General features: G+C 71.3%; 26 protein-coding genes, 3 tRNA genes and 1 pseudogene. 6 read left to right on the top strand and 24 right to left on the bottom strand.

The features are described 5' to 3' along the window. Window positions 1-8: 8 nt before the first annotated feature. The 18 genes from OHO27_RS28620 to OHO27_RS28535 all read right to left on the bottom strand — a co-directional run bounded on the left by OHO27_RS28620 (window position 9) and on the right by OHO27_RS28535 (window position 8,627). Window positions 9-242, bottom strand: coding sequence for a helix-turn-helix domain-containing protein (locus OHO27_RS28620; RefSeq protein WP_328427829.1), 234 nt, complete (start codon window positions 240-242; stop codon window positions 9-11). Next, window positions 239-478 carry a hypothetical protein gene (locus tag OHO27_RS28615; RefSeq protein WP_328427828.1) on the bottom strand — a complete coding sequence of 80 codons (240 nt, stop codon included), beginning with the start codon at window positions 476-478 and terminating at the stop codon, window positions 239-241. Before OHO27_RS28615 ends, OHO27_RS28620 begins: the two co-directional genes overlap by 4 nt. Continuing rightward, on the bottom strand, window positions 444-785 hold the full coding sequence (locus OHO27_RS28610) for a WhiB family transcriptional regulator (protein WP_328427827.1): 342 nt from the start codon (window positions 783-785) through the stop codon (window positions 444-446). Before OHO27_RS28610 ends, OHO27_RS28615 begins: the two co-directional genes overlap by 35 nt. Then, on the bottom strand, window positions 782-1,138 hold the full coding sequence (locus OHO27_RS28605) for a hypothetical protein (RefSeq protein ID WP_328427826.1): 357 nt from the start codon (window positions 1,136-1,138) through the stop codon (window positions 782-784). Before OHO27_RS28605 ends, OHO27_RS28610 begins: the two co-directional genes overlap by 4 nt. Further along, on the bottom strand, window positions 1,135-1,425 hold the full coding sequence (locus tag OHO27_RS28600; protein WP_328427825.1) for a hypothetical protein: 291 nt from the start codon (window positions 1,423-1,425) through the stop codon (window positions 1,135-1,137). The genes OHO27_RS28605 and OHO27_RS28600 overlap by 4 nt, the downstream gene beginning before the upstream one ends. Beyond that, complete coding sequence (locus tag OHO27_RS28595) at window positions 1,422-1,871, bottom strand: hypothetical protein (protein ID WP_328427824.1); 450 nt, start codon at window positions 1,869-1,871, stop codon at window positions 1,422-1,424. Before OHO27_RS28595 ends, OHO27_RS28600 begins: the two co-directional genes overlap by 4 nt. After that, window positions 1,868-2,725: a RusA family crossover junction endodeoxyribonuclease gene (locus OHO27_RS28590; RefSeq protein ID WP_328427823.1), complete on the bottom strand. Its 858-nt coding sequence runs from the start codon at window positions 2,723-2,725 to the stop codon at window positions 1,868-1,870. Before OHO27_RS28590 ends, OHO27_RS28595 begins: the two co-directional genes overlap by 4 nt. After that, window positions 2,715-3,416, bottom strand: coding sequence for a hypothetical protein (locus OHO27_RS28585; protein WP_328427822.1), 702 nt, complete (start codon window positions 3,414-3,416; stop codon window positions 2,715-2,717). Before OHO27_RS28585 ends, OHO27_RS28590 begins: the two co-directional genes overlap by 11 nt. Beyond that, window positions 3,413-3,589: a hypothetical protein gene (locus OHO27_RS28580; RefSeq protein ID WP_328427821.1), complete on the bottom strand. Its 177-nt coding sequence runs from the start codon at window positions 3,587-3,589 to the stop codon at window positions 3,413-3,415. The genes OHO27_RS28585 and OHO27_RS28580 overlap by 4 nt, the downstream gene beginning before the upstream one ends. Beyond that, window positions 3,586-4,320, bottom strand: coding sequence for an exonuclease domain-containing protein (locus OHO27_RS28575; RefSeq protein WP_443059622.1), 735 nt, complete (start codon window positions 4,318-4,320; stop codon window positions 3,586-3,588). Before OHO27_RS28575 ends, OHO27_RS28580 begins: the two co-directional genes overlap by 4 nt. Further along, a complete protein-coding gene (locus tag OHO27_RS28570; protein WP_328427820.1) occupies window positions 4,313-5,308 on the bottom strand; it encodes a recombinase RecT in 996 nt (331 codons plus the stop codon). Before OHO27_RS28570 ends, OHO27_RS28575 begins: the two co-directional genes overlap by 8 nt. 3 nt (window positions 5,309-5,311) lie before the next feature. Beyond that, window positions 5,312-6,373 (bottom strand): YqaJ viral recombinase family nuclease, encoded by a 1,062-nt coding sequence (locus OHO27_RS28565; protein ID WP_328427819.1) that lies wholly within the window; start codon window positions 6,371-6,373, stop codon window positions 5,312-5,314. Further along, complete coding sequence (locus OHO27_RS28560; RefSeq protein ID WP_328427818.1) at window positions 6,370-6,690, bottom strand: hypothetical protein; 321 nt, start codon at window positions 6,688-6,690, stop codon at window positions 6,370-6,372. Before OHO27_RS28560 ends, OHO27_RS28565 begins: the two co-directional genes overlap by 4 nt. Next, window positions 6,690-7,589: a zinc finger domain-containing protein gene (locus tag OHO27_RS28555; RefSeq protein ID WP_328427817.1), complete on the bottom strand. Its 900-nt coding sequence runs from the start codon at window positions 7,587-7,589 to the stop codon at window positions 6,690-6,692. Before OHO27_RS28555 ends, OHO27_RS28560 begins: the two co-directional genes overlap by 1 nt. Beyond that, window positions 7,586-7,726: a hypothetical protein gene (locus tag OHO27_RS28550; protein WP_328427816.1), complete on the bottom strand. Its 141-nt coding sequence runs from the start codon at window positions 7,724-7,726 to the stop codon at window positions 7,586-7,588. Before OHO27_RS28550 ends, OHO27_RS28555 begins: the two co-directional genes overlap by 4 nt. After that, window positions 7,726-7,881, bottom strand: a complete 156-nt coding sequence (locus OHO27_RS28545) for a hypothetical protein (RefSeq protein ID WP_328427815.1) — start codon at window positions 7,879-7,881, stop codon at window positions 7,726-7,728. Before OHO27_RS28545 ends, OHO27_RS28550 begins: the two co-directional genes overlap by 1 nt. Continuing rightward, entirely contained in the window at window positions 7,881-8,234 is a 354-nt protein-coding gene (locus OHO27_RS28540; protein ID WP_328427814.1) for a hypothetical protein, read from the bottom strand. The genes OHO27_RS28545 and OHO27_RS28540 overlap by 1 nt, the downstream gene beginning before the upstream one ends. An 87-nt stretch (window positions 8,235-8,321) precedes the next feature. Further along, window positions 8,322-8,627, bottom strand: coding sequence for a helix-turn-helix domain-containing protein (locus OHO27_RS28535; RefSeq protein ID WP_328427813.1), 306 nt, complete (start codon window positions 8,625-8,627; stop codon window positions 8,322-8,324). A gap of 253 nt (window positions 8,628-8,880) precedes the next feature. Between OHO27_RS28535 and OHO27_RS28530 the strand changes: the two genes are divergently transcribed. Further along, complete coding sequence (locus tag OHO27_RS28530) at window positions 8,881-9,354, top strand: XRE family transcriptional regulator (RefSeq protein WP_328427812.1); 474 nt, start codon at window positions 8,881-8,883, stop codon at window positions 9,352-9,354. A 65-nt stretch (window positions 9,355-9,419) separates the two neighbouring features. Then, window positions 9,420-9,983: a hypothetical protein gene (locus OHO27_RS28525; RefSeq protein WP_328427811.1), complete on the top strand. Its 564-nt coding sequence runs from the start codon at window positions 9,420-9,422 to the stop codon at window positions 9,981-9,983. Between the two features lie 222 nt (window positions 9,984-10,205). Here the strand turns inward: OHO27_RS28525 and OHO27_RS28520 are convergent. From OHO27_RS28520 to OHO27_RS28510, 3 genes are all read right to left on the bottom strand, one after another. Next, window positions 10,206-10,279 (bottom strand) — tRNA-Ile (locus OHO27_RS28520). A gap of 178 nt (window positions 10,280-10,457) precedes the next feature. Then, a tRNA-Asn gene (locus OHO27_RS28515) sits at window positions 10,458-10,530 on the bottom strand. Window positions 10,531-10,535: 5 nt separating this feature from the next. Then, window positions 10,536-10,608, bottom strand: a tRNA-Asn gene (locus tag OHO27_RS28510). Window positions 10,609-10,767: 159 nt separating this feature from the next. Here OHO27_RS28510 and OHO27_RS28505 point away from each other — a divergent pair. The 4 genes from OHO27_RS28505 to OHO27_RS28490 all read left to right on the top strand — a co-directional run bounded on the left by OHO27_RS28505 (window position 10,768) and on the right by OHO27_RS28490 (window position 16,575). Next, window positions 10,768-11,076, top strand: a complete 309-nt coding sequence (locus tag OHO27_RS28505) for a YtxH domain-containing protein (protein WP_328427810.1) — start codon at window positions 10,768-10,770, stop codon at window positions 11,074-11,076. 201 nt (window positions 11,077-11,277) lie between these two features. Beyond that, window positions 11,278-12,732 (top strand): xylulokinase, encoded by a 1,455-nt coding sequence (locus tag OHO27_RS28500; RefSeq protein ID WP_328427809.1) that lies wholly within the window; start codon window positions 11,278-11,280, stop codon window positions 12,730-12,732. A gap of 181 nt (window positions 12,733-12,913) precedes the next feature. Further along, window positions 12,914-14,647 carry an ABC transporter ATP-binding protein gene (locus OHO27_RS28495; protein WP_328427808.1) on the top strand — a complete coding sequence of 578 codons (1,734 nt, stop codon included), beginning with the start codon at window positions 12,914-12,916 and terminating at the stop codon, window positions 14,645-14,647. After that, entirely contained in the window at window positions 14,647-16,575 is a 1,929-nt protein-coding gene (locus OHO27_RS28490) for an ABC transporter ATP-binding protein (protein WP_328427807.1), read from the top strand. Before OHO27_RS28495 ends, OHO27_RS28490 begins: the two co-directional genes overlap by 1 nt. A 122-nt stretch (window positions 16,576-16,697) precedes the next feature. Here the strand turns inward: OHO27_RS28490 and OHO27_RS28485 are convergent. From OHO27_RS28485 to OHO27_RS28475, 3 genes and pseudogenes are all read right to left on the bottom strand, one after another. Continuing rightward, window positions 16,698-18,007: pseudogene (locus tag OHO27_RS28485) on the bottom strand (RNA polymerase sigma factor). A 113-nt stretch (window positions 18,008-18,120) separates the two neighbouring features. Beyond that, window positions 18,121-20,022 (bottom strand): DNA primase, encoded by a 1,902-nt coding sequence (gene dnaG, locus OHO27_RS28480; RefSeq protein WP_328427806.1) that lies wholly within the window; start codon window positions 20,020-20,022, stop codon window positions 18,121-18,123. 29 nt (window positions 20,023-20,051) lie between these two features. Continuing rightward, the gene (locus OHO27_RS28475; protein ID WP_328427805.1) at window positions 20,052-21,317 is read right to left on the bottom strand and encodes an NAD(P)/FAD-dependent oxidoreductase; all 1,266 of its coding nucleotides are present in this window, start codon (window positions 21,315-21,317) and stop codon (window positions 20,052-20,054) included. Between the last annotated feature and the right edge of the window lie 112 nt (window positions 21,318-21,429).

The following is a 21,429-nucleotide window of genomic DNA, read 5'->3' as shown; positions in this document are numbered from 1 at the left end:
GGTGCCTTTCAGGTGGTGGGAGGTGCGGGCAGTCGGCCGGCGCGGTCGCGCATCTGCGTCCCGGCCGCGAGGAGCCACCGGTAGGCCGTGCCGTACGACAGGTCGTGACCGGCGGCCACACCGCGGACGCTGTTGCCTGCCTCGTACTCCTCGCGCATCCGCGCGGCGACGGCCTTGCGGTCCTGCGGGGTCATGCGCGGCCGGTAGGTCACCCGGCGGCCGTCGCGTACAGCGGTCGTCATCGGCGGTCCTCCTGCTGGTAGTAGGCGGCTGCTGCGTCCTCGGCCTGCTGGTCGAGGGCCGCCTCCGCGCACACCTTGTGCGCTGGCTTCTTGTCGCTGTCGCGGAGCTGCGTCAGGCCGTCGCAGTACCGGCACGGCCGCGCGCGGTCGTAGTCCCAGTGCGGGCCGGTGGTCCAGTCGAGGAGGGCGCCCCGCGTCCACTCAGGCCGCTTCCGTGACGACTTGCGCCTCGGCACGCTTCGCCTCCTCGCGCTGGCGGCGCGCGAGGGCGCGGCGCTCGGGGGCGGTCGTCCCGCCCCACACCCCGAACCGCTCGGGCCGCTGCATCGCCTCCGCGAGGCAGTCGTCCAGGGCCGGGCACTGCCGGCAGTACCCCTTGGCCTCCTCGGCGACGAGGACGGCCTCCGCCCCGGCGAAGTCCTCCGGGAAAAAGATCTCCCTCGGGGCCCTGCGGCATGGCGCGTACTTCCCCCAGTGGTCCGGGCGCGCGAGGGTGTCGGGCGCATGGTTGGGACGCCGGCGGAACACAGAGTTCTCGGTCACAGGCCACCTCCGTCCTCACGTCCGCCCAGGGGCGGACGACCGTCCGCGGATACGACCGGACGACCGTCCGCGCTGGTCACAGGGCATGCGTCCGGGGTGGACGGGGGTCCGTCCGGCCGGGGGCGGACGAGGGCGGACGCGGTGACACGGACGGTCCCCACGACCGTCCGCCCCGCCGTCCGCGCAGCCGTCCACGGGGCGGACGGCGTCCGGTGCCGTCCGCCCCCGGGGCGCATCCGCCAGCCGCCGACGGCGAGGCCCGCGCCGAGCAGCGCAGGCCCCCACACGTCCCCGGTGGCGCTCACCGTCTCCACCACGTCAACGAAGCCGACGAGGAGGTCCAGCCAGGTCACGGCGGACCCTCCTCACCGCTGCGGCCGTACGTGCCCGCGTAGCCGGGCGAGTACCGGGCGACGGTCAGCTCCGCCAGACCGAGGGCCTTCGCCTTGCTGCGCACGCTGCCAGGGCCGTGGACGATCGCGTAGAGCTTGTGGTCGTCGTCGAGGACCGACGGCGGCCGGCGCCCGGCGAGGACCAGACGCACGGCCACGAGGTCGATCGGGCCGTGCCACGACGCCCCCGGCAGGAGCGCCGCCTTCGGGAGGCGGGCGTTCGCGAGGTCGTTGCGCCTAGTGGTCATGCCGCGATCACCGCCCCGGCCGGGGCCGACCGGCGCCGCTCCTCGCGGACACGACGGTCGGCCTGGTGCCCCCGCGCCACGCAGTGCGGGAAGGTGCACGACACCCGCACGTATCCGACCGGCGGCCGGCCGGTGACCATCTGGAACGCCACACGGTGCGCGGACTCCTGCCCGAACCGCGTGGTGACCATCGGCACGCCGTCCCGGGTCGTCGTCCCAGTCCAGCGCTGGTGTCCGCCGCCGACGTCCTCGACGTGCGCCAGGTAGGCGGCCTCGACGATCTCGCGGCGGGCACGGCGCCCGGCGCTGAACACCGGGAGCCCCTGCTCGGTGCGCACCCGGGCGACGAACTCCTCGTCGACGTGGAGCCGTTGCGCGAGGTCGCGGTCCGACAGCTCGCGCGGGTCCCCGTTCGTCAGGGCGCGGACGATTCCCTCGTAGCTCACCGGCCGGCCCCCTTGGCGTCGAGGGGCCACAGCTGGATGACGCAGCCCGGTCCGTCCAGGACGAGGGGCACGGTGCCGTGGTCGGTGTCGTACCACTGCCCGAACGGCGCCCGGTACTCGACGACTTGCGCGTCATCCCGGTACACCCGGGCCGTCTTGAGCGCGTCGCACGTCGCCCTCACGAGCTTGTCGAGGTCCGGGGTGACGTCCGGCCGCGCCGGGGCCGAGGGGCGGACCACCTCGGCGTTCCGGCCGGTCCCGAAGTGGGAGCGGGGCCTCGGCATGGTGAACGTCAGGGACAGGGCGACCGGCCCGGTCAACTGGCTCCAGCCGCGGACCCGGTTACGGGCGGCGATGGCCGACCAGGCGACGACGTCCCGCCACGGCTTGACCTTCGCCGAGGACTCGATCATCCGGCCGCCGCCGACGTGTGTCTTACTGCCCTGCGGTCCGGGCAGTCCACGCGCGATGACCGACAGGACAGGCGGGACCTCCTCCTCGGCCCCGGCCGGGGCGCCCGGGTCGTCCTCGTCCCGGGCCGTCAGCCACTCGGCGGGGACGGGCGGGCACAGCCCGAGGCCCGGCCACTCCAGGTGTTCACCCGAGGTGTCGTCGTTCTTCGGCGGATTGTTCAGGTCGAGGTCGGCGAAGAATCGCAGGCCGGGCAGATCCTCGGTCTCCCTGCCCGACACGGCCAGGAACGGCGCGGCGTCGGTGAGGAACGCCCGCCGCGGCGACCAGGCCGTCACGCGCACCCACACGGCCGGGCCGTCGGCGTCGCAGCACCCGAGCCGGGTGTTCGGCTCGGCGGCGAGGACGGTGATCACCGTCTTCAGCGGCTTGTCACTCGGCACTGGTGACGCTCCCGTCCATCCAGCCGTCAGGCAGCTCGGGGGCGATCCGCACCTTCGTCAGGACGATCTCGTCGGCCGTCGCGGCGTGGCAGTTGGCCTCCGCCTCCAGGTGCTTGCCGGGCAGCTCCTCGGCCTTCAGCCCGGTCTCGGTGACGAGCTGGTCCAGGAGCACGGTGACGCCGCGCTCCAGGTGCCAGCCGACGACGACGACCGTCGCCGTGCGCGCCTTGTGGTCGACCGCCTCGACCTCGACGGGGGTCATGAACCGGGAGTCGGTACGGGCCGCGAGGTAGCGCCGGCCGAACGGCGTGATCACCGGACGTCCGGCGTCGGTGACCCCGGCGTACCGGTACGCCTTCAGCATCCCGAGCAAGTCCTCCGGGTCCTCGACGTCCCCGCCCTCGGCGGTCTCCAGGGCGCGCAGCAGCAGCGCGGCCGGGGTACGGAGAGGGCGCTCGGTGGCGTGCCGGACGATACGGATCATCGCGGCCCGCCACGCGTGCGTGCCCTCGGTCGTCTCGGCCGAGCACGGACACCCGGAGACGAGCTGCATGGTGCTCGCGTCGGTGTGCCCGGCGCACCGCATGGTGGAGCGCCGGCCGCGCTCGCACAGAGGCGCCGCGCAGCAGGAACAGTTGGGGCAGTCCGGGGACTTGGGCCGCTCGTACAGCGGGCCGAACGTTTCAGTCATCGCACACCTCGGGGGAAGAGATCAGCGGCGGCGACCGCGGCCTCAGCGCGGCCGACACCGGAACGGGAGAGGGAGGGGAGGACGCGCTCCAGGGCGGCCACGACGACCGTCGGGAGGGCGACACCGGACACGGCGCCGCCCACCCCGACGAGGACGTCCACGGCCGCACTCACCGGCCGCTGCCCGTCGCCACGGGGACCGGGATCATCGGCCAGTCCAGGCGCACGGTGGCGGCCTGGTGCTCCTTGCCGGGCGTCCGCGCGAAGTAGTCCCGCAACCCCTGCTGCTGGTCGGCCGCCCACCGGATCTGTTCGGCGTGCAGCCGCGGGAGCGGGGTGTCCGCGAGGAACCGGTACCGGTTGCCGATCTTGTAGGTGACCGCGCACGCCGCGACGGCATCGGCCTCGGCCGAGTGCGCACCGAACAGGGGCACCACGTAGTGACGGGCAAGGTCGGTCAGGGTCCGCGAGCCCCGCCGTCGGCTGACCCGCTTGTCGAGGACGCGCGGGTCGAGGACGTACGGGTCACACCGGTCGACGAGCGGGGTGACCCCGTGGCGGCGGGCCTCGCGGTCCAACATCGTCAGGTCGAACGGCGCGTTCATCACGACCAGGGGGCAGCCGTCGGCGACGGCCGCCGCGACGGCGGCCGTCACCTCCTCGACGACCTCGACGGCGGGGCGGCCGGCCGCCCGCGCGTACTCGGTGGTGATGCCGTGCACCGCCGTGGCCCCGGCCGGGATCTCGACCCCGGGGTCCGCGAGCCACGAGGTGCGGCCGGTCGGCCGGCCGCCGCCCCGAAGGACGACGGCGGCCGACACGATCCGGTCGGACTCCGGGTCAACACCCGTTGTCTCGAAGTCCAGGCCGCACATGGGGCGGTTGAGCCAACCCCCATCACGCACGTCCCCGCGCGCCACGGCGCCCGCCGCGCTGCTTCTTCGGCTTCGACCGGCCGCGCCCCTTGGCCTTGACCTTCAGCGTGCCGGACGGAACGTCCTGCGACCCCTCGGCGGCGCGGGCGGCACGCTCGGCCTCGGCGACCAGCGCGGCGGCCTCCGGGTCCGGCGCGTGGTCGAGCTGCGGACGACCGGCTTCGGCCGCCTCCTCGACGGCCTCCAGGGCGCGCATCTCGGCCGATGTGGGGACGAGCTTGTACAGGCGCCGGATCGCGCTCTTACGCCACATGTCGAGGCGGTGGGTGTGCCAGAACGAGTCATCGGTCCCGGCGTCCCGCGCCCGCTGGTACGCCTTGCTGTAGAGGTCGCGGATCTCGTCGGCGTCCTCGCTGGACAGGATGATCGGCTGAGACCGGTCACCGCCCCGCAACCAGGCGAAGGCGTACGCGAACCTCGGCTCCCCGCGCTTGTCCTTCGGGACGTCGAGGTTGGGCCGGTGGACGAAGTCATCCGGCGCCGGGCGGGTCGGCTCGTAGGTGAACTCGTCGCCCGCGTAGACCATCTCGACCCGGACCGAGGTGACGAAGCCCGAGTTGTGCATCGCCTTGACGTAGCCGCGGTACGTCGGGATGAACGTGGCGAGGGCCCCGTCCCGGGTGAGGACGGCCTCGCGGCCGTCGGGGATGAAGCCGAACGACGCACAGGCGAGGACGGCGTCCAGGATGCTCGCGGGCGAGCAGCCTTCCAGCGCCGGGAGCCGATCGCGGACGGCCGCCAGGAACGCCCCGGCCTCGACGTGCGAGGGCAGACGGCGGGCGATGTGGCCCTCGTACCGGGTCAGCCAGGTGTGCAGCGCCTCGACGGTCTCGGCGTTGCCCGGGGCCGTGGGGACGTTGCCGGTGGCGGCCTCCTCGGCCCCGGCCGGGCGGCCGGCCCCCGAGGGGGTACCGGCCGCCGACGCTGCCCGCACGCGGGCCAGCAGGTCAGTGCTCATGGATCAGATCTCCTTCGCAGGCACGAGCAGCACGCGTGCGCGGCACTTCGTGTGGATCTCGGGGAGTTCGGCCTTCACGCGGGCCGAGTCGATGACCTCGACCGTGGTCGTGTACTGGGCGACGTGCTCCGGGTACTTCTCGCGGAACTGCTTGTCGCTGAACTTGCCGGTGGGCTTCCAGGTCCAGGCGATGCCCTTGCCGGACTTGACGATCGCGTCCTCACCGGCCCGGTCGCGCATCTGGTTTTCGACCTCGTTGAGCTGCTGCTCCAGGGCCTTCGCCTGGTCCTTCAGGGAAGCTCGGCGGGCGCGCAGCTCCTTCGCCTCGCTGAGGGGGATCTCCTTGACCGCCTCGGGCTTGACGTCGTAGAGGGCGGCGAGGAGATCCTTCGTGCCCTTCAGGCCGTCGGCCTTCGGGCGGACACCCTCGACGATGTGGCGCTGATACCACTCGCCGCAGATGCGGAACAGCTCGGCGATCAGCTCCTCGTTCCGCTCCTGCCGGAAGACGGTCAGCCGGTTCCCGCCGAGGAGGGCGGCCACGTACGAGTGCGAGTAACCGCCGACGGCCGTGTACCAATGCGCCTGGAGCGCCGGGGCGTCGGGCGCCTCCTCGGTGTTCTCCCACTTCCGCGCGACGTACTCGCTCTTGTTCTTCAGCTCCAGCGGAGCGACGACGACGCCGTCCTCCAGGACGTGACGGTCGATGTTCGCCAGCGCCCAAGGGTGGTCGAGGTGCGCGAACGTCCCGGCCGGGATCGCGGTGACGAGACCGGTCTCCTCCTCGAAGCCCTCGGCGATCACGCCCTCCAGGCGCGTCCCCCACTTCATCCGGTCGTTCGACGGCTCCTCGTATCCGGCCTTTTCCTCCCACACGCGCAGGGCGCCGGCGTACTCGTCGAGGCCGAGGATGCGGGCGACGTCGGAGCCGCCCAGACCGGCACGACGGACGGTCAGCCACTCCTCGCGGGAAGCGCCGGCGGGAAGGATGAGGCGGGCGGTCGGCGCGTCGGGCCGACCCTCGGCCGAGACGCTGGTCTCGGCCGAGGCGGTCATGACGGTCATGAGCGGGAGTCCTCTCGAACGATGTGGGTAGCGAGGGAGCGGCAGGCGACGCAGCGGCACGAGGGCTTGTGGCGGCGGGCGCGCAGTCGGCGCAGCCCGGCCAGGGCCTCGACGTGCGCGGCCACGAGGACGCCGTCCGTCTCGAAGTAGCCGGGCTCACGGTGCGGGCGGCCGTTGACCTCGCGGTCGGTGAACTCCAGGACGAGGGACCGGAATCGGTCCGGCTCCTCGGAGGAGGCGACGCGACGCCACGCGGTCGCCTCGACGGCCTCGGCCGCCGGGCCGACGTTGGGCGTGTCCTTCACGGGGGCGGCCATCACGCCTCACCGCCCCGGCCGGTCTCGGCCCGCTCGACGAGGTACGTGACCGTCTGCTTCGCGGACAGGTGCCCGTTCTGGATCTTCAGCAGGGTCTCGACGGCATCGGCCTCGGCGGTGAAGCCCTTCGCGGCGAGGAGGTCGGCGGCCTGGCGGCCGTGGTTGACGTCCCGTCGGTTCGCGGCCGCGAGGACCAGCGCCGCCGCCGGGACGGTCTTCACCCGGTGGGCGTGCCACGCGTCGGTGCGCGGCCGGTGAACGTCGACCAGACGCAGCCGCGCCCCGTTGTGGCTCGTGCACAGGTCCCCAGCCTTCGCGCCGCACCGGGTGCACGGCACGGCGAGGGCCGGGAGCTTGCGCGCCGGGGCGTCCTCGGGGGTCTTCCCGCCCGGTGCGGGCGGGGTGCGGCGGGCCTCGTCGAGGACGAGGTCGTAACGGTCCTGGTGCCCGCAACGGTTGGCCCACCGGTCCCGGACGAACGTCTCGCCGTCCCGCATGAACGGGTCCGCCTTGACGTCGTCGAAGCCGCGCGGACCACCGCACACGGGGCAGGTCGGCGCGATCGACACGGTGACGATGCCGACACCGCTGTAACCGGGGCCGCTGCCGTACGTGGGCACGCGGACCGTCATGCGCTGCGGCATCGGCTCCAGGGCCGGGCCGTCACCGCCGACGTGCCGCACCCACAGGGCGCCGCCGTCCTCGCACCGGGCGCCGTACGCCTCGAAGTCGCCGATCGGCAGGTAGGCCGACAACTGGCGGGCCAGGGGCACACGTCGCGCGGCGGCCTGCGCGCTCTCGACGGTCGGGTAGACCGGACCCGGCACCCACACGCCGCGCTGCTTCAGCGCCGCGCGGGCGGATGCCTGGTGGTCGGTGAGGGTCTGACGGTTCTTCACGCCTGGCCTCCCTGCGTGCGGCGGTCGGCCGGCGCCTGGCGGACGAGGAGGCGACGCACGAGGGCGGCGTCCTTCGCGTTCGCCGGGTGGCGCATCAGGCCGCACGGGGGGCAGTTGCGGTGATCGTGCTTCGCCATCACCGACCGCCTCCCTTAGCGATCCGGCGCGCGACGATGCGGCGGGCCAGAGCGGAGGGACGGACGGGGACGGTGCGGCCGGCCACGACCGAGACGATCAGCAGGCCGACGCAGGCGACGAGGGCGAGGAGGACCGCGGTACGGGCGACGTCCATCACCGGCCACCTCCCACCGGGGCCAGGACGGCGACGGCGCCGAGGGGCAGCGGTTCGGTCTCGACGGGGGTCTCGTGCGTGGCCCAGACGTCGAAGTGCGCGCCGTGCCACACGGTCACGAGGGCGGTCAGCGTCAGCCGGTCGCCGACGGGGTTCGTCGTGGTGGTCGCCACGGGCGTCCCGCCGATGATGCGGGCGAGGCTGGTAACCGTGCGGCCGTCGTCGTCCGGGTTGGACCCGTGGACGACACCGGACGGGTCGATCGACCACGTGAGCCCGGTGATCTCCGGGTGTTCGGTGAGCAGAGCCGCGAGGGTCTGCGTGGGGGCTTTCTGGGCGTTACTCTTCGCCACTGGAGGGACCTCGATTCTCGGTTGGTTGAGGTGCCTGGTGATCCGGGGCGTCGGGACCGGGCATGGTCTCGGCGGCCCCGGTCGCCGTCAGCCGACGGCGGCGGCCGTCCGTACGGCCTGTGCGGGGATCCGGAGCGGGGTGCCGTCGGGCCTGGTGAGCAGGTCCTCGATCGGGCCGCCGTAGGCCGCCGCGAGGGCGACGACCGTTTCGAGGCTCGGGCTCCTGGTCCCGGCCAGAAGCCGGGAGAGGGCGCCCTCGTCGATGCCGGTCCGGCGGGCGATCTCCCGCTGTTCGGTGTCGCCGGCCGCCCGTGCCTTCTCGCGTAGGGCGTCGGCGTTGAGGCGGTACCGGTGCGGCTTCGCGCCCCGTTCTCCGGGGCTTCGACTGCGCATGGACACGCGGTCACTCCTCCACTCGTGCGCTTGCTCGCGAGCTACCTGCTCGCTTGCTCACGAGCAAACATAGGTGGTCGCTTGCTCGCGAGCAACCACCTTCAATGGATCAGTGGATGTGTCTTTTTGGTGACGGCGCGCGGGCGCACTCCCGCTCCGACCAGCAGAAACCCTCTACACAGCCCCTGACCTGCACGCTTGCTCGCGAGCAAGCGATGGCGCGTCGCTTGCGAGCGCGCTACCGTCGATGGACATGCGGAGCATGGAAGAACGAAAAGCAGTGGCGAGGCGCTTCGGCGCACTGGTCACACAACTAGCCAGAGACAAGGGGATCGCGATTGAGTCCGGCGCCGGCGGCCGCGCAGAGCTCGCCACCAAGCTGGACATCAACGTCTCCATGGTCAGCCGTGCCCTCGACGGCGAAGTCCTCCCCCAAATCTGGCAGTTCGCCAAATGGGCGAAAGTTCTGGACTATCCCCTACGCAACCTTATGGTCGAGTCGGGAGTCATTGATGCCGAGGACTGGCCCGAAGACGGGGTTCCGGTTGTACCCTCGGTGACCACACCGCCACAGCCGTTGACACCTGACGCTGCGGCCGACTCCTGGCAGATCACCAACCCCCTCATCCGTCGGGGCCTGATCGCCAGCATTGAGAACGCGCTTGCGATGCAGGCGGAGGAAAACGCGCGAAGCGGCGTCGACGGGGGTGCCGCAGCTAGGGGGTAGCGGGGATGCCGGGCAGAACGACAATCGGCGCAGTCAGCGGACTTGCAGCAGGGATCACACTGACCGTGGCGGGACTCGACGAGATCTCGGTCGACGACGTCCCGGGTCTGTTGCTCCTGATGGCGGTCCGCTTCTTCCCGGTCCTCGTGGTCACACTCATTGCCCTCGCCGCACTGCGCCGCTGGATCGCCCAGCATGAGGAACACAACCGGCGAGATATCGAAGCCCTGACGGAGCAACGGCGCCAGCTGGGCGAGGAGTTCGACCGGCGTTCGGCCGCTCTCCGCGACCGGGAAGAGGCGGTGAATCGTCACGCCGCCCTCAGCCAGGGGCAATACCGCACGCTCGTCGACCAGCTGAGGGACGCCCGAGCCGAACGCGACGAAGCGGTCCGCAAGCACGATGAACTGCGGACCGACTTCGACGCCCTCGCGGCCGAGTACAACGGGATGGTCCTCGGCGAGATCGACGAGCGGGCCGCCCAGTTCGCCCGGCCGCGGCGACCCCGGCCGGGCGCCGGCCGTGACCGCCGCCGGGAGCGCGGGACGACCGACCCGCCTTACGTGCCGTACATCGGACGGCAGCAGCAGCCGGAGCCCGAGCACCACGCCCGGCCGGCCGAGGGCTGACCGCCAGGACCAGGAACGAGGAAAGGGGCCCCGCGGGGCCCCTTCGTCATTTCCGGACCGTCCCGGCCGGGGCGGTGCCCGCGTGGTTGGGAGAGACCTCCCTGACGCTTCGAGCGAGCATGGAGCGAGTAGATGATCTTGGACCCTCTCAGGGGGGCCTCCGCCCGACCGAGTTTGGGGCTCCGCCGCTGGTGAGAACGATCCTGCGCCGAGGGCGCGGAGTGGGGCGGGTGGGACTCGAACCCACGGCCGACGGATTATGAGTCCGCTGCTCTAACCGGCTGAGCTACCGCCCCATAGCGGCGTGTCGCGTACATGTGTGCGCGCCGTCTGCCGCAGCATAGCCGCTCATACGATCTCCTGCTTCGTATGGTCGACTTCGCATGCCCTCAAGGACTCCCCCACGACCTGCACGGTTCCCGCGACAGGTGATCACACATGAAAAAGGACCCCATCGGGGTCCTCTTCAGCATGCTCCCCCGACTGGACTCGAACCAGTAACCTGCCGGTTAACAGCCGGCTGCTCTGCCAATTGAGCTACGGAGGACCGAGCTCCCCCGACTGGACTCGAACCAGTAACCTGCCGGTTAACAGCCGGCTGCTCTGCCAATTGAGCTACGGAGGAATGCCTCGTTTGCATCGAACGTACCTACCTGGGTATTCGCCAGGGGGCGTGCGCTCGCTGCGACACATACATTAGCGCAAGCAGGGGGGTGCTCCGCCAATCGGTTCCCCCCGGCGCCGACGCCGCACCAGGGACCTACGCAAGGGAAGGGTGGCCGCCATGCGCTACCGACTCACGTTCGTCATCGGACTCGCCGTCGGTTACGTCCTCGGCACACGCGCCGGACGCGAGCGCTACGAGCAGCTCAAGAAGTCCGCGCGCCAGGTCGCGCAGAACCCCGCCGTCCGCAACACCGCGGAGACGGCGGCACAACAGGGCCGCGTCTTCGCCGGCAAGGCGTACCACACGGTCAGCGACAAGATGGGCGAGCGAGTCCCCGAGTCCGTCGCCCAACGAGTCCGCTCGCTCCGCGAACGCAGCGCCCACAACGGAGGCGCAGAGGACGACTGGGGCACCACCAACACGTAACGGGACCTGTCGGATGCTCGGGGTATCGGCACCTCCACGGCGCCGGGCCCTGCCATGCCGCCAGGAGCGCGGGGCTGTATCGATTTGCGGCTCCGCCGCGTGGCGCGAGCAGCCCCACACAACCCGCACCCGGAATCCTGCACGCACCCCCTACGACGCCCACGGCCCAAGCCGGCGCAGCGCTACGGCACAATTTGGGCCATGGGGATAGTCGCCGGGTTGGACAGTTCGCCCGATTTCACTCGCATCGTCGTCTGCGACGCGGACACAGGCGCCGTGCTCAGGCAGGGGTATGCCCCGCACCCGGTGGATTCGCCGGACGGTGCCGCGCGCCCCTCCGACGTCGATCCGCAGGCCTGGCTGCTCTCCCTCGGTGAGGCGGCAGGCGGCGGGCTGCTCGAAGGTGTGCAGGCCATCGGCGTGTCGGCGCAGCAGAACGCGGTGGTGCCGCTCGACGCGCAGGGCAACACCGTGCGCCCCGCGATGGTCGGCGGCGACAAGCGGGCGCAGGTCGCGGCGGCCGATCTGATCGACGCGCTGGGGGGACGCGAGGCGTGGGCGCAGGCCGTGGGGTGTGTGCCGCAGGCCGCGCAGCCGGTGACGAAGCTGCGCTGGCTCGCCAAGACCGAGCCGGAGAACTCCGTACGCGCCGCCGTTCTCCTGCAGGCGCACGACTGGCTGGTGTGGCAGCTGCTCGGCCGGCCTGTGAGAAGGACCACGGACCGGGGCGGCGCCTCCGGCACCGGCTACTGGTCGGCGGCGACCGGGAACTACCGCAGCGATCTCGTCGAGCTGGCGCTCGGCCACCAGGCGATGCTGCCCGAGGTGATCGGGCCCGCCGAAGCGGCCGGTACGACGCCGGAGGGGCTGCTGATCTCCGCGGGGACCGGCGAGACCATGGCCGCCGCCTTCGGGCTCGGCATCGGGCTGGGCGACGCGGTGGTGTCGCTCGGCGCCTCCGGGTCCGTGATGGCGGTGCACCCCGAGGCGCTCGTCGACAGCAGCGGGATGATCACCTCGCTGGCCGACGCGACCGGCATGCACCTCCCGGTCGTCACCACCCTCAACGCCGTACGCACCCTGCGCGGCGCCGCCGAACTCCTCGGCGTGGCCGATCTGGAGGCTCTGTCCGACCTGGCGATGAAGTCGACGCCGGGCTCGCACGGCCTGGTGCTGCTGCCCTATCTGGAGGGCGAGCGGACGCCGCATCTGCCGCACACGGCGGGCATGCTGGCGGGGCTGCGGCGGGAGTCGATGAAGCCGGAGCATCTGGCGCGGGCCGCGTTCGAGGGCATGCTGTGCGGGCTCGCGGACGCGCTGGACGTGCTGCGCGGCCGGGGTGTCGAGGTGCGGCGGATCTTCCTGCTGGGTGCGGCGGCCGAGCTGGCGGCCGTGCAGGCGGCGGCGCCCATGCTCTTCGGTGCGCAGGTCGTCGTACCGCAGCCCGCGGACTACGCGGCGATCGGCGCGGCCCGGCAGGCCGCCTGGGCGCTGGGTGTGTCGCAGGGCACGCTCGACCCGCGGACCCCGCCGGTCTGGCAGGGCGCGGCCGCGCAGGTCCTGGAGCCCGGTGAGGAGCTGGCGGTGGGGCAGGCGGTGCGGCAGCAGTTCGTGTCGGTGCGGGAGCAGACACATCCGGGGGCGTTCCGGGCGTAGCGATGGCCGCCGGCCCCAGGTGGAAGGTAAGAGACCGGTAGGAGTTCGAGGGAGTTCGCACCCGGAAGGCCGTATGAAGCGGCGCTGACGGATTAATCGGTTGAGGTAACGCGGCCGGAGTGTCCGACGATAGGGGCCAGGGGCAACCAATCGCCCCTTCGTCGACGCCGAGAGAAGCAGCGTGCTCATACGACTTCTGCGGACCTACCTCAGGCCCTACCGAAAACCCATCGCCTGGCTGGTGCTGCTGCAGTTCCTGCAGACCTGCGCCACGCTCTACCTGCCCACGCTGAACGCGGACATCATCGACAAGGGCGTCGTCACCGGCGACACCGGCTACATCCTGTCCTACGGCGCCCTGATGATCGGCATCTCGCTGGCGCAGGTCGTGTGCAACATCGGTGCCGTGTACTACGGCGCCCGTACCGCGGCGGCGCTCGGCCGGGACGTGCGGGCCGCCGTCTTCGACCGGGTGCAGTCGTTCTCGGCGCGTGAGGTGGGGCACTTCGGCGCGCCCTCGCTGATCACCCGGACGACCAATGACGTCCAGCAGGTGCAGATGCTGGCGCTGATGACGTTCACGCTGATGGTGTCGGCGCCGATCATGTGCGTGGGCGGCATCGTGCTCGCCCTCGGCCTGGACGTGCCGCTGTCCGCGGTGCTGGTGGCCGTGGTGCCGGTCCTCGGCATCAGCGTGACCTTGATCGTGCGGCGGCTGCGGCCGCTGTTCCGGACCATGCAGGTGCGTCTCGACACGGTGAACCGGGTGCTGCGCGAGCAGATCACCGGCAACCGCGTGATCCGTGCCTTCGTCCGCGACGAGTACGAGCAGCAGCGCTTCCGCAAGGCCAACGTCGAGCTCACCGAGATGGCGACGGGCACCGGCAAGCTGCTCGCGCTGATGTTCCCGATCGTCATGACGGTGGTGAACCTGTCCTCGATCGCGGTGGTGTGGTTCGGTGCCCATCGCATCGACAGCGGCGGGATGCAGATCGGTGACCTGACGGCCTTCCTCGCCTATCTCATGCAGATCGTCATGTCCGTGATGATGGCCACCTTCATGTTCATGATGGTGCCGCGCGCGGAGGTCTGCGCCGAGCGCATCCAGGAGGTCCTGGACACGTCGTCGAGCGTGGTGCCGCCGGTCGCGCCGGTGCGGGAGCTGCGCCGGCACGGTCATCTGGAGATCCGGGGTGCCGGGTTCCGCTACCCGGGTGCCGAGGAGCCGGTGCTGAAGTCGATCGACCTGGTCGCGCTGCCGGGCGAGACGACCGCCGTCATCGGCTCGACGGGCAGCGGGAAGTCGACCCTGCTGGGGCTCGTCCCGCGGCTGTTCGACGCGACCGACGGGCGGGTGCTCGTGGACGGGGAGGACGTGGCGGCCATCGATCCCCAGCTGCTGGCCAGGACCGTCGGGCTGGTGCCGCAGAAGCCGTATCTGTTCGCCGGGACGGTGGCGACCAACTTGCGCTACGGCAATCCGGACGCGACGGACGAGGAGCTGTGGCAGGCGCTCGAGGTGGCGCAGGCCAAGGAGTTCGTCCAGCGGCTGGAGGGCGGGCTGAACGCTCCCGTCTCGCAGGGCGGGACCAATGTCTCCGGTGGTCAGCGGCAGCGGCTGGCGATCGCGCGGACGCTGGTCCAGCGTCCGGAGATCTATCTCTTCGACGACTCCTTCTCCGCCCTCGACTACGCCACCGACGCCGCCCTGCGTGCGGCGCTCGGGCGCGAGACCGCCGAGGCGACCGTCGTCATCGTCGCCCAGCGGGTGGCGACCATCCGGGACGCGGACCGGATCGTCGTGCTCGACGAGGGGCAGGTCGTCGGCACGGGCCGGCACCACGAGCTGATGGCGGACAACGAGACCTACCGGGAGATCGTGCTCTCCCAGCTGACGGAAGCGGAGGCTGCCTGATGGCCGGGCCGATGGGGCGGATGATGGCCGGCGGCGGCCCCGATCAGCGCTCGCTGGACTTCAAGGTGTCGGGCAGGCGGCTGGTCGCGCATTTCAAGCCCGAGCGGGTCACCATCTACGCGCTGCTGGTCTGCGTGGTCGTGAGCGTGGGCCTGTCGGTCGCCGGGCCGAAGATCCTCGGTGCCGCCACCGACCTGGTCTTCGCGGGCATCGTCGGGCGGCAGTTCGAGTCCGGGATGAGCAAGGAGCAGGTCCTCGCGGCCATGCGGGAGCGCGGCGACGACCGGATCGCCGACATGCTGCGCAGCACCGACTTCACGCCGGGCCAGGGCATCGACTTCGGCGCGGTGGGGAACGTACTGATCTTCGCGCTCATCGTGTTCCTCGTCGCCGGTCTGCTGATGGCGGTGGCGACGCGGCTGGTGAACCGGGCCGTGAACCGGACGATGTTCCGGATGCGGGAGGATGTCCAGACGAAGCTGTCGCGGCTGCCGCTGTCGTACTTCGACAAGAGCCGGCGCGGCGAGGTGCTGTCCCGGGCCACCAACGACATCGACAACATCGGGCAGACCCTCCAGCAGTCGATGGGCCAGCTCATCAACTCCGTGCTCACCATCATCGGTGTGCTGGCGATGATGTTCTGGGTGTCATGGCTGCTGGCGCTGGTCGCGCTGGTGACCGTGCCGCTGTCGTTCGTGGTCGCCACCCGCGTCGGCAAGCGGTCGCAGCCGCACTTCGTGCAGCAGTGGCGGACCACCGGCAAGCTCAACGCGCACGTCGAGGAGATGTACACCGGGCACACCCTGGTGAAGGTGTTCGGGCGGCAGGAGGAGTCGGCGCAGCAGTTCGCCGAGCAGAACGAGGCGCTGTACGAGGCCGGGTTCAAGGCGCAGTTCAACAGCGGGGTCATGCAGCCGCTGATGCTGTTCGTGTCGAACATCAACTACGTCCTGGTCGCGGTGGTCGGCGGGCTGCGGGTGGCGTCCGGCTCGCTGTCCATCGGTGACGTGCAGGCCTTCATCCAGTACTCGCGGCAGTTCTCGATGCCGCTGACGCAGGTCGCGTCGATGGCGAACCTGGTGCAGTCGGGTGTCGCGTCGGCGGAGCGGATCTTCGAGCTGCTGGACGCCGAGGAGCAGGACGCGGATCCCGTGCCGGGTGTGCGGCCGGAGGAGCTGCGCGGGCGGGTGGCGCTGGAGGGCGTGTCCTTCCGGTACGACCCGGAGAAGCCGCTGATCGAGGACCTGTCGCTGACGGTGGAGCCCGGCCACACGGTCGCGATCGTGGGCCCGACGGGCGCCGGCAAGACGACTCTCGTGAACCTGCTGATGCGCTTCTACGACGTCTCGTCCGGGCGCATCACCCTCGACGGGGCCGACATCGCCCGGATGTCCCGGGACGAACTGCGGGCCGGGATCGGGATGGTGCTGCAGGACACCTGGCTGTTCGGCGGCACGATCGCGGAGAACATCGCGTACGGCGCCGCTCGGGACGTCACCCGGGGCGAGATCGAGGAGGCGGCGCGGGCCGCCCACGCCGACCGGTTCATCCGTACGCTGCCCGACGGGTACGACACGGTGATCGACGACGACGGCAGCGGGGTCAGTGCCGGTGAGAAGCAGCTGATCACCATCGCTCGGGCGTTCCTGTCCGATCCGGTGATCCTGGTGCTGGACGAGGCGACCTCGTCTGTCGACACCCGTACGGAGGTGTTGATCCAGAAGGCGATGGCGAAGCTCGCGCATGGGCGGACGTCGTTCGTGATCGCGCATCGGTTGTCGACGATCCGGGACGCGGACACGATCCTGGTCATGGAGAACGGTTCGATCGTGGAACAGGGTGCGCACGGGGAGCTGTTGGCGGCCGACGGGGCGTATGCGCGGTTGTACAAGGCGCAGTTCGCGCAGGCGGTGGCGGAGGTGGACTGACGGCTGCGGGCCCGTTGTGGCTGGTCGCGCAGTTCCCCGCGCCCCTGAAGGGGCGCTAGCTGCACGTACCTAAGGGGCGCGGGGAACTGCGCGACAAGCCCCCACCGGGCCCGCAGACGGCGTCAGTCCAGATAACCCCGCAGCTGATCCGCAAAGGCATGGTCCCGCAGCTTATTGAGAGTCTTCGACTCGATCTGCCTGATCCGCTCCCGCGTCACCCCGAAGATGCGGCCTATCTCCTCCAACGTGCGGGGGCGGCCGTCCGCCAGGCCATACCTCAGCTGAACGACCTTCCGCTCTCGCTCCCCCAGTGTCGACAGCACCACCTCCAGGTGCTCCCTGAGCAGCAGGAACGCCGCCGACTCCACGGGTGACGTCGCGTCGCCGTCCTCGATGAGGTCGCCGAGCGCCACGTCGTCCTCCTCGCCCACCGGCGCGTGCAGCGACACCGGTTCCTGGGCCAGCCGCAGCACCTCGCTGACCCGCTCGGGCGCGAGGTCGAGGTGGGCGGCCACCTCTTCCGGCGTCGGTTCGTAGCCGCGCTCCTGGAGCATGCGGCGCTGGACGCGGACGACCCGGTTGATCAACTCGACGACGTGGACCGGCACTCGGATCGTGCGGGCCTGGTCGGCGAGGGCGCGGGACATCGCCTGGCGGATCCACCAGGTGGCGTACGTCGAGAACTTGTAGCCACGGGCGTAGTCGAACTTCTCGACGGCCCGGATCAGGCCGAGGTTCCCCTCCTGGACGAGGTCGAGCATGGTCAGCCCGCGGCCGACGTACCTCTTCGCGACGGACACGACGAGGCGCAGGTTCGCCTCGATCAGGCGGCGCTTGGCCATCCGGCCCATGACGACCAGGCGGTCCAGGTCGAGGGCGAGGCGGCTCTCCAGGTCGGGGGCGTTGCCCAGCCTCTCCTCGGCGAACAGGCCGGCCTCGACGCGGCGGGCGAGTTCGACCTCCTCGGCCGCGGTGAGCAGGGGGATGCGGCCGATCTCCCGCAGGTACTGGCGGAACAGGTCGGAGGAGGGTCCGCTGGTGTCGGCGGCGCGAGAGCGGGCCGGCGGCGGTGCTTCCACCGGCTCGGCGGCGTCGGCGCCGTCCAGCGCCCCGGCGGGCGGCTCCGCGGGCTCGGGCGAGGCCTCCGGCTCCGCCTCGGGGTGGTGCGCGACACGGCTCTGCGGCGGGACCGCGACGAGCACGCCGGTCTCCGCGTCCGGCTCCGTGCCGTCCGTACTCTTGTCGGTCTCGATCAGGGTCTGGGTCTGCACGGGGGCGACCTCCAGGATGATCGCTGCCGAGGCATACGGCAGCGCTGCTTCGAGGGCGGAGTCGGCGGCCTCGCCGCTGTCCGTCCCGTACGCGATGAGCGGAACCGCGGGGGTGTGGGACCCGTGGGAACGGATCGGCCGCGCTCCGAGGACTCAGGCACCGGAACCCAGTGTGGAGTACGACACATCGCCGCCACGAGGGGCGTGCGGTGACTTTTTGCGTCCGGTCCGTGACCGCGTGGATACCCCGCCGTAGCGGATGCCCGCGGATCCGTCAGAGCGCTGCGGCGCCCTGCCCCTGCAATGCCTGGTCGTACTGCTGCAGCACCCACAGTTCGTTCTGCACGGCGGCCAGTTGGGCGGGGTCGCCGCCCGTCGACAGGCGGGTCATCTGGGACTGGACGTCGCGGATCCGGCGCTCCACGGCGCGGCGGCGGACCTGGACCAGCACCGTGCCCGCGTACACCTCGTCCACGGTGCGGCGCATGATCGGCTCGACCGCCAGCTCCGTGACCATCGCCCGGACCTGGTCGTCGGGGGCCGCCTCGCGGACGCGGACCAGGTACTCCTGCGGGTCCTGGATGCCGTACTCCGCACCGCCCGCGTCCATGATCGTCTGGCGTACGGCGGCGTAGGGCGCGGCGGTGAACTCGTCGACGCCGTACGCGTCGAAGGCCGGGGAGGCCAACTCGGGGCGCTGGAGGGCGAGTTTGAGGAGCTCGCGCTCGGTGGCGTAGACCGGGTTGCGCAGGGTGAGGGCGGGGCCGGAGGTGCGGGGGCCGGGGGCGGCGTCGTACTGACGGGTGTCGCGGGACTGCGGGGCCGGGCCGCGGCCGCCCCGGTCGCGTGCCCAACGCGCCAGCTGTGCCACCCGCTTGACGACGAACTGGGTGTCCAGGATGCCGAGCATGCCGGCGAGCTGGACGGCCACCTCGTGCTGGGCGCCGCTGTTCTTGATGCGGGCGACGATCGGGGCCGCCTCGTCCAGCGCGGCGGCGCGGCCCGCGGGGGTGTCGAGGTCGTAGCGAAGGACGATCTGGCGCAGTGCGAACTCGAAGAGCGGGGTGCGGGGCTCGGCCAGGTCGGCGACCGCGTCGTCGCCCTTCGCCAGGCGCAGTTCGCAGGGGTCCATGCCGTCCGGCGCGATGGCGATGTACGTCTCCGCCGCGAACTTCTGGTCGTCCTCGAAGGCGCGCAGGGCCGCCTTCTGGCCGGCCGCGTCGCCGTCGAAGGTGAAGATGACGCGGGCCGAGCCGTTGTCCATGAGCAGTCGGCGCAGGATCTTGATGTGGTCGCCGCCGAAGGCGGTACCGCAGGTGGCGATGGCGGTGGTGACGCCGGCGAGGTGGCAGGCCATGACGTCCGTGTAGCCCTCGACGACGACCGCGCGGCTGGACTTCGCGATGTCCTTCTTGGCGAGGTCGATGCCGTAGAGGACGTTGGACTTCTTGTAGATCGCCGTGTCGGGGGTGTTGAGGTACTTGGGTCCGTTGTCCGCTTCGTACAGCTTGCGGGCGCCGAAGCCGACCACGTCGCCGCCGATGTCGCGGATCGGCCACATCAAGCGGCCCCGGAAGCGGTCGATGGGGCCGCGGCGGCCCTCCTGCGACAGCCCGGACAGGAGAAGTTCCTTGTCGGTGAAGCCCTTGCCGCGCAGATAGCGGGTCAGGTGGTCCCAGCCCTGAGGGCTGTAGCCGACGCCGAAGTGGACGGCGGCGGCCTGGTCGAAGCCGCGGTCGGCGAGGAAGATCCGGCCGGTGTCGGCCTCGGGGCTGCTCGCCAGCTGCTCGGCGTACCACTCGGCGGCGATCTTGTGGGCCTCGACCAGGCGGATCCGCTCGCCGCGCTGGTGCGACGGGTTGTACCCGCCCTCCTCGTAGCGCAGGGTGATGCCGGCCTGGGCGGCGAGCCGCTCGACCGCCTCGGAGAAGGAGAGGTGGTCGACCTTCATCACGAACGTGATGGTGTCGCCGCCCTCCTGGCAGCCGAAGCAGTGGAAGAACCCCTTGCTCGGGCTGACCTGGAAGGACGGCGACTTCTCGTCATGGAAGGGGCACAGCCCTTTGAGGTTCCCGCCCCCGGCGTTGCGCAGCTGGAGGTACTCGGACACCACGGCGTCGATCGGGACCGCGTCCCGTACCGCCTTCACGTCCTCGTCATTGATCCGTCCTGCCACGCGTGAATTCTACGGTGGTGGACTGACAGCTATGGTGCGAGGTTTTCGAGTGGAATGTGCGGGTCGGCCAAGGCGTCCGTGTTCACCTGCGCCTTCGAGCGGATCAGCTGCTGAATGGGGTCTGTGACGTCCCACACGTTCACGTTCATCCCGGCCAGCACCCGGCCGTCCTTCACCCAGAACGCGATGAACTCCCGCTTCCCGGCGTCCCCGCGGATCACCACCTCGTCGTACGACCCCGGCGGCGCCCATCCGCTGTACTCCATCCCCACGTCGTACTGGTCGGAGAAGAAGTAGGGCACGCGGTCGTAGGTGACGTCGCGGCCGAGCATCGCGCGCGCCGCCGCCGGGCCGCCGTTCAGCGCGTTGGCCCAGTGCTCCACGCGCAGCCGGGTGTCGAAGAGGGCGTGCGGGAAGGAGGCGACGTCGCCGGCCGCGTAGATGTCGGGGTCGGAGGTGCGCAGCCGCTCGTCGACCACGACGCCGCGGCCGTAGGCGCGGTGGGCGATCTCCAGTCCTGCCGATTCCGCCAGCGAGGTGCGCGGGGCGGCGCCGATGGCCGCCAGGACGTCGTGCGCGGGGTGCTCCTCGCCGTCGTCCGTGCGGGCGGCCAGCACCATGCCGTCCTGGCCGACGATCTCCGTCAGCCGCCGCCCGAAGTGGAAGCGCACCCCGCGCTCACGGTGCAGCTCGGCGAAGAGCCCGCCCAGCTCGGGGCCCAGCACTCCGTGCAGCGGCGTCGGCTCCGGCTCGATCACGGTGACCTCGGCGCCGTACTCGCGGGCCGCCGCCGCGACCTCCAGGCCGATCCAGCCGGCGCCGGCGATCACGATGTGTCCGTTGTCCCGGCCGAGTGAGGTGAGGACGCCCTTGAGGCGCTCGGCGTGCGCGAGCCGGCGCAGGTGGTGGACGCCGGTCAGGTCCGTGCCCGGGATGTCCAGGCGGCGCGGCTCGGCGCCGGTGGCCAGCAGGAGCTTGTCGTAGTGGACGACGGTGCCGTCCTCGCCGAACCGCACCGTCTTCGCCGTGCGGTCGATTCGGTCGACGGTCTGGCCGAGGTGCAGCTCGATGTCGTTGCGCGCGTACCAGGCGGGTTCGTGCACGAAGACGCTGTCGCGCTCCTCCTTGCCGAGGAGATAGCCCTTGGACAGCGGCGGCCGCTCGTACGGGTGGTCGCGCTCGTCGCAGATCAGTATCACCCGCCCGGTGAAGCCCTCCGCTCGGAGCGTCTCGGCCGCCTTCGCGCCGGCGAGTCCGCCTCCGACGATGACGAATGTCTGATCCGCGTCGACCACTTGATGCCTCCTCGTAAGGGTGCCGCCACATGAGCGTCCCGCACGCAGCGTGATGCGGGAAGAGGGGGTGACCCGATCAGGCCACGCAGGGTCACTTTCGAGTGCCCGTTCG

Source organism: Streptomyces sp. NBC_00443, from assembly GCF_036014175.1.
In the GTDB taxonomy this organism is placed as follows: Bacteria; Actinomycetota; Actinomycetes; order Streptomycetales; family Streptomycetaceae; genus Streptomyces.
This window is presented reverse-complemented; position numbering and strand designations above follow the sequence as displayed.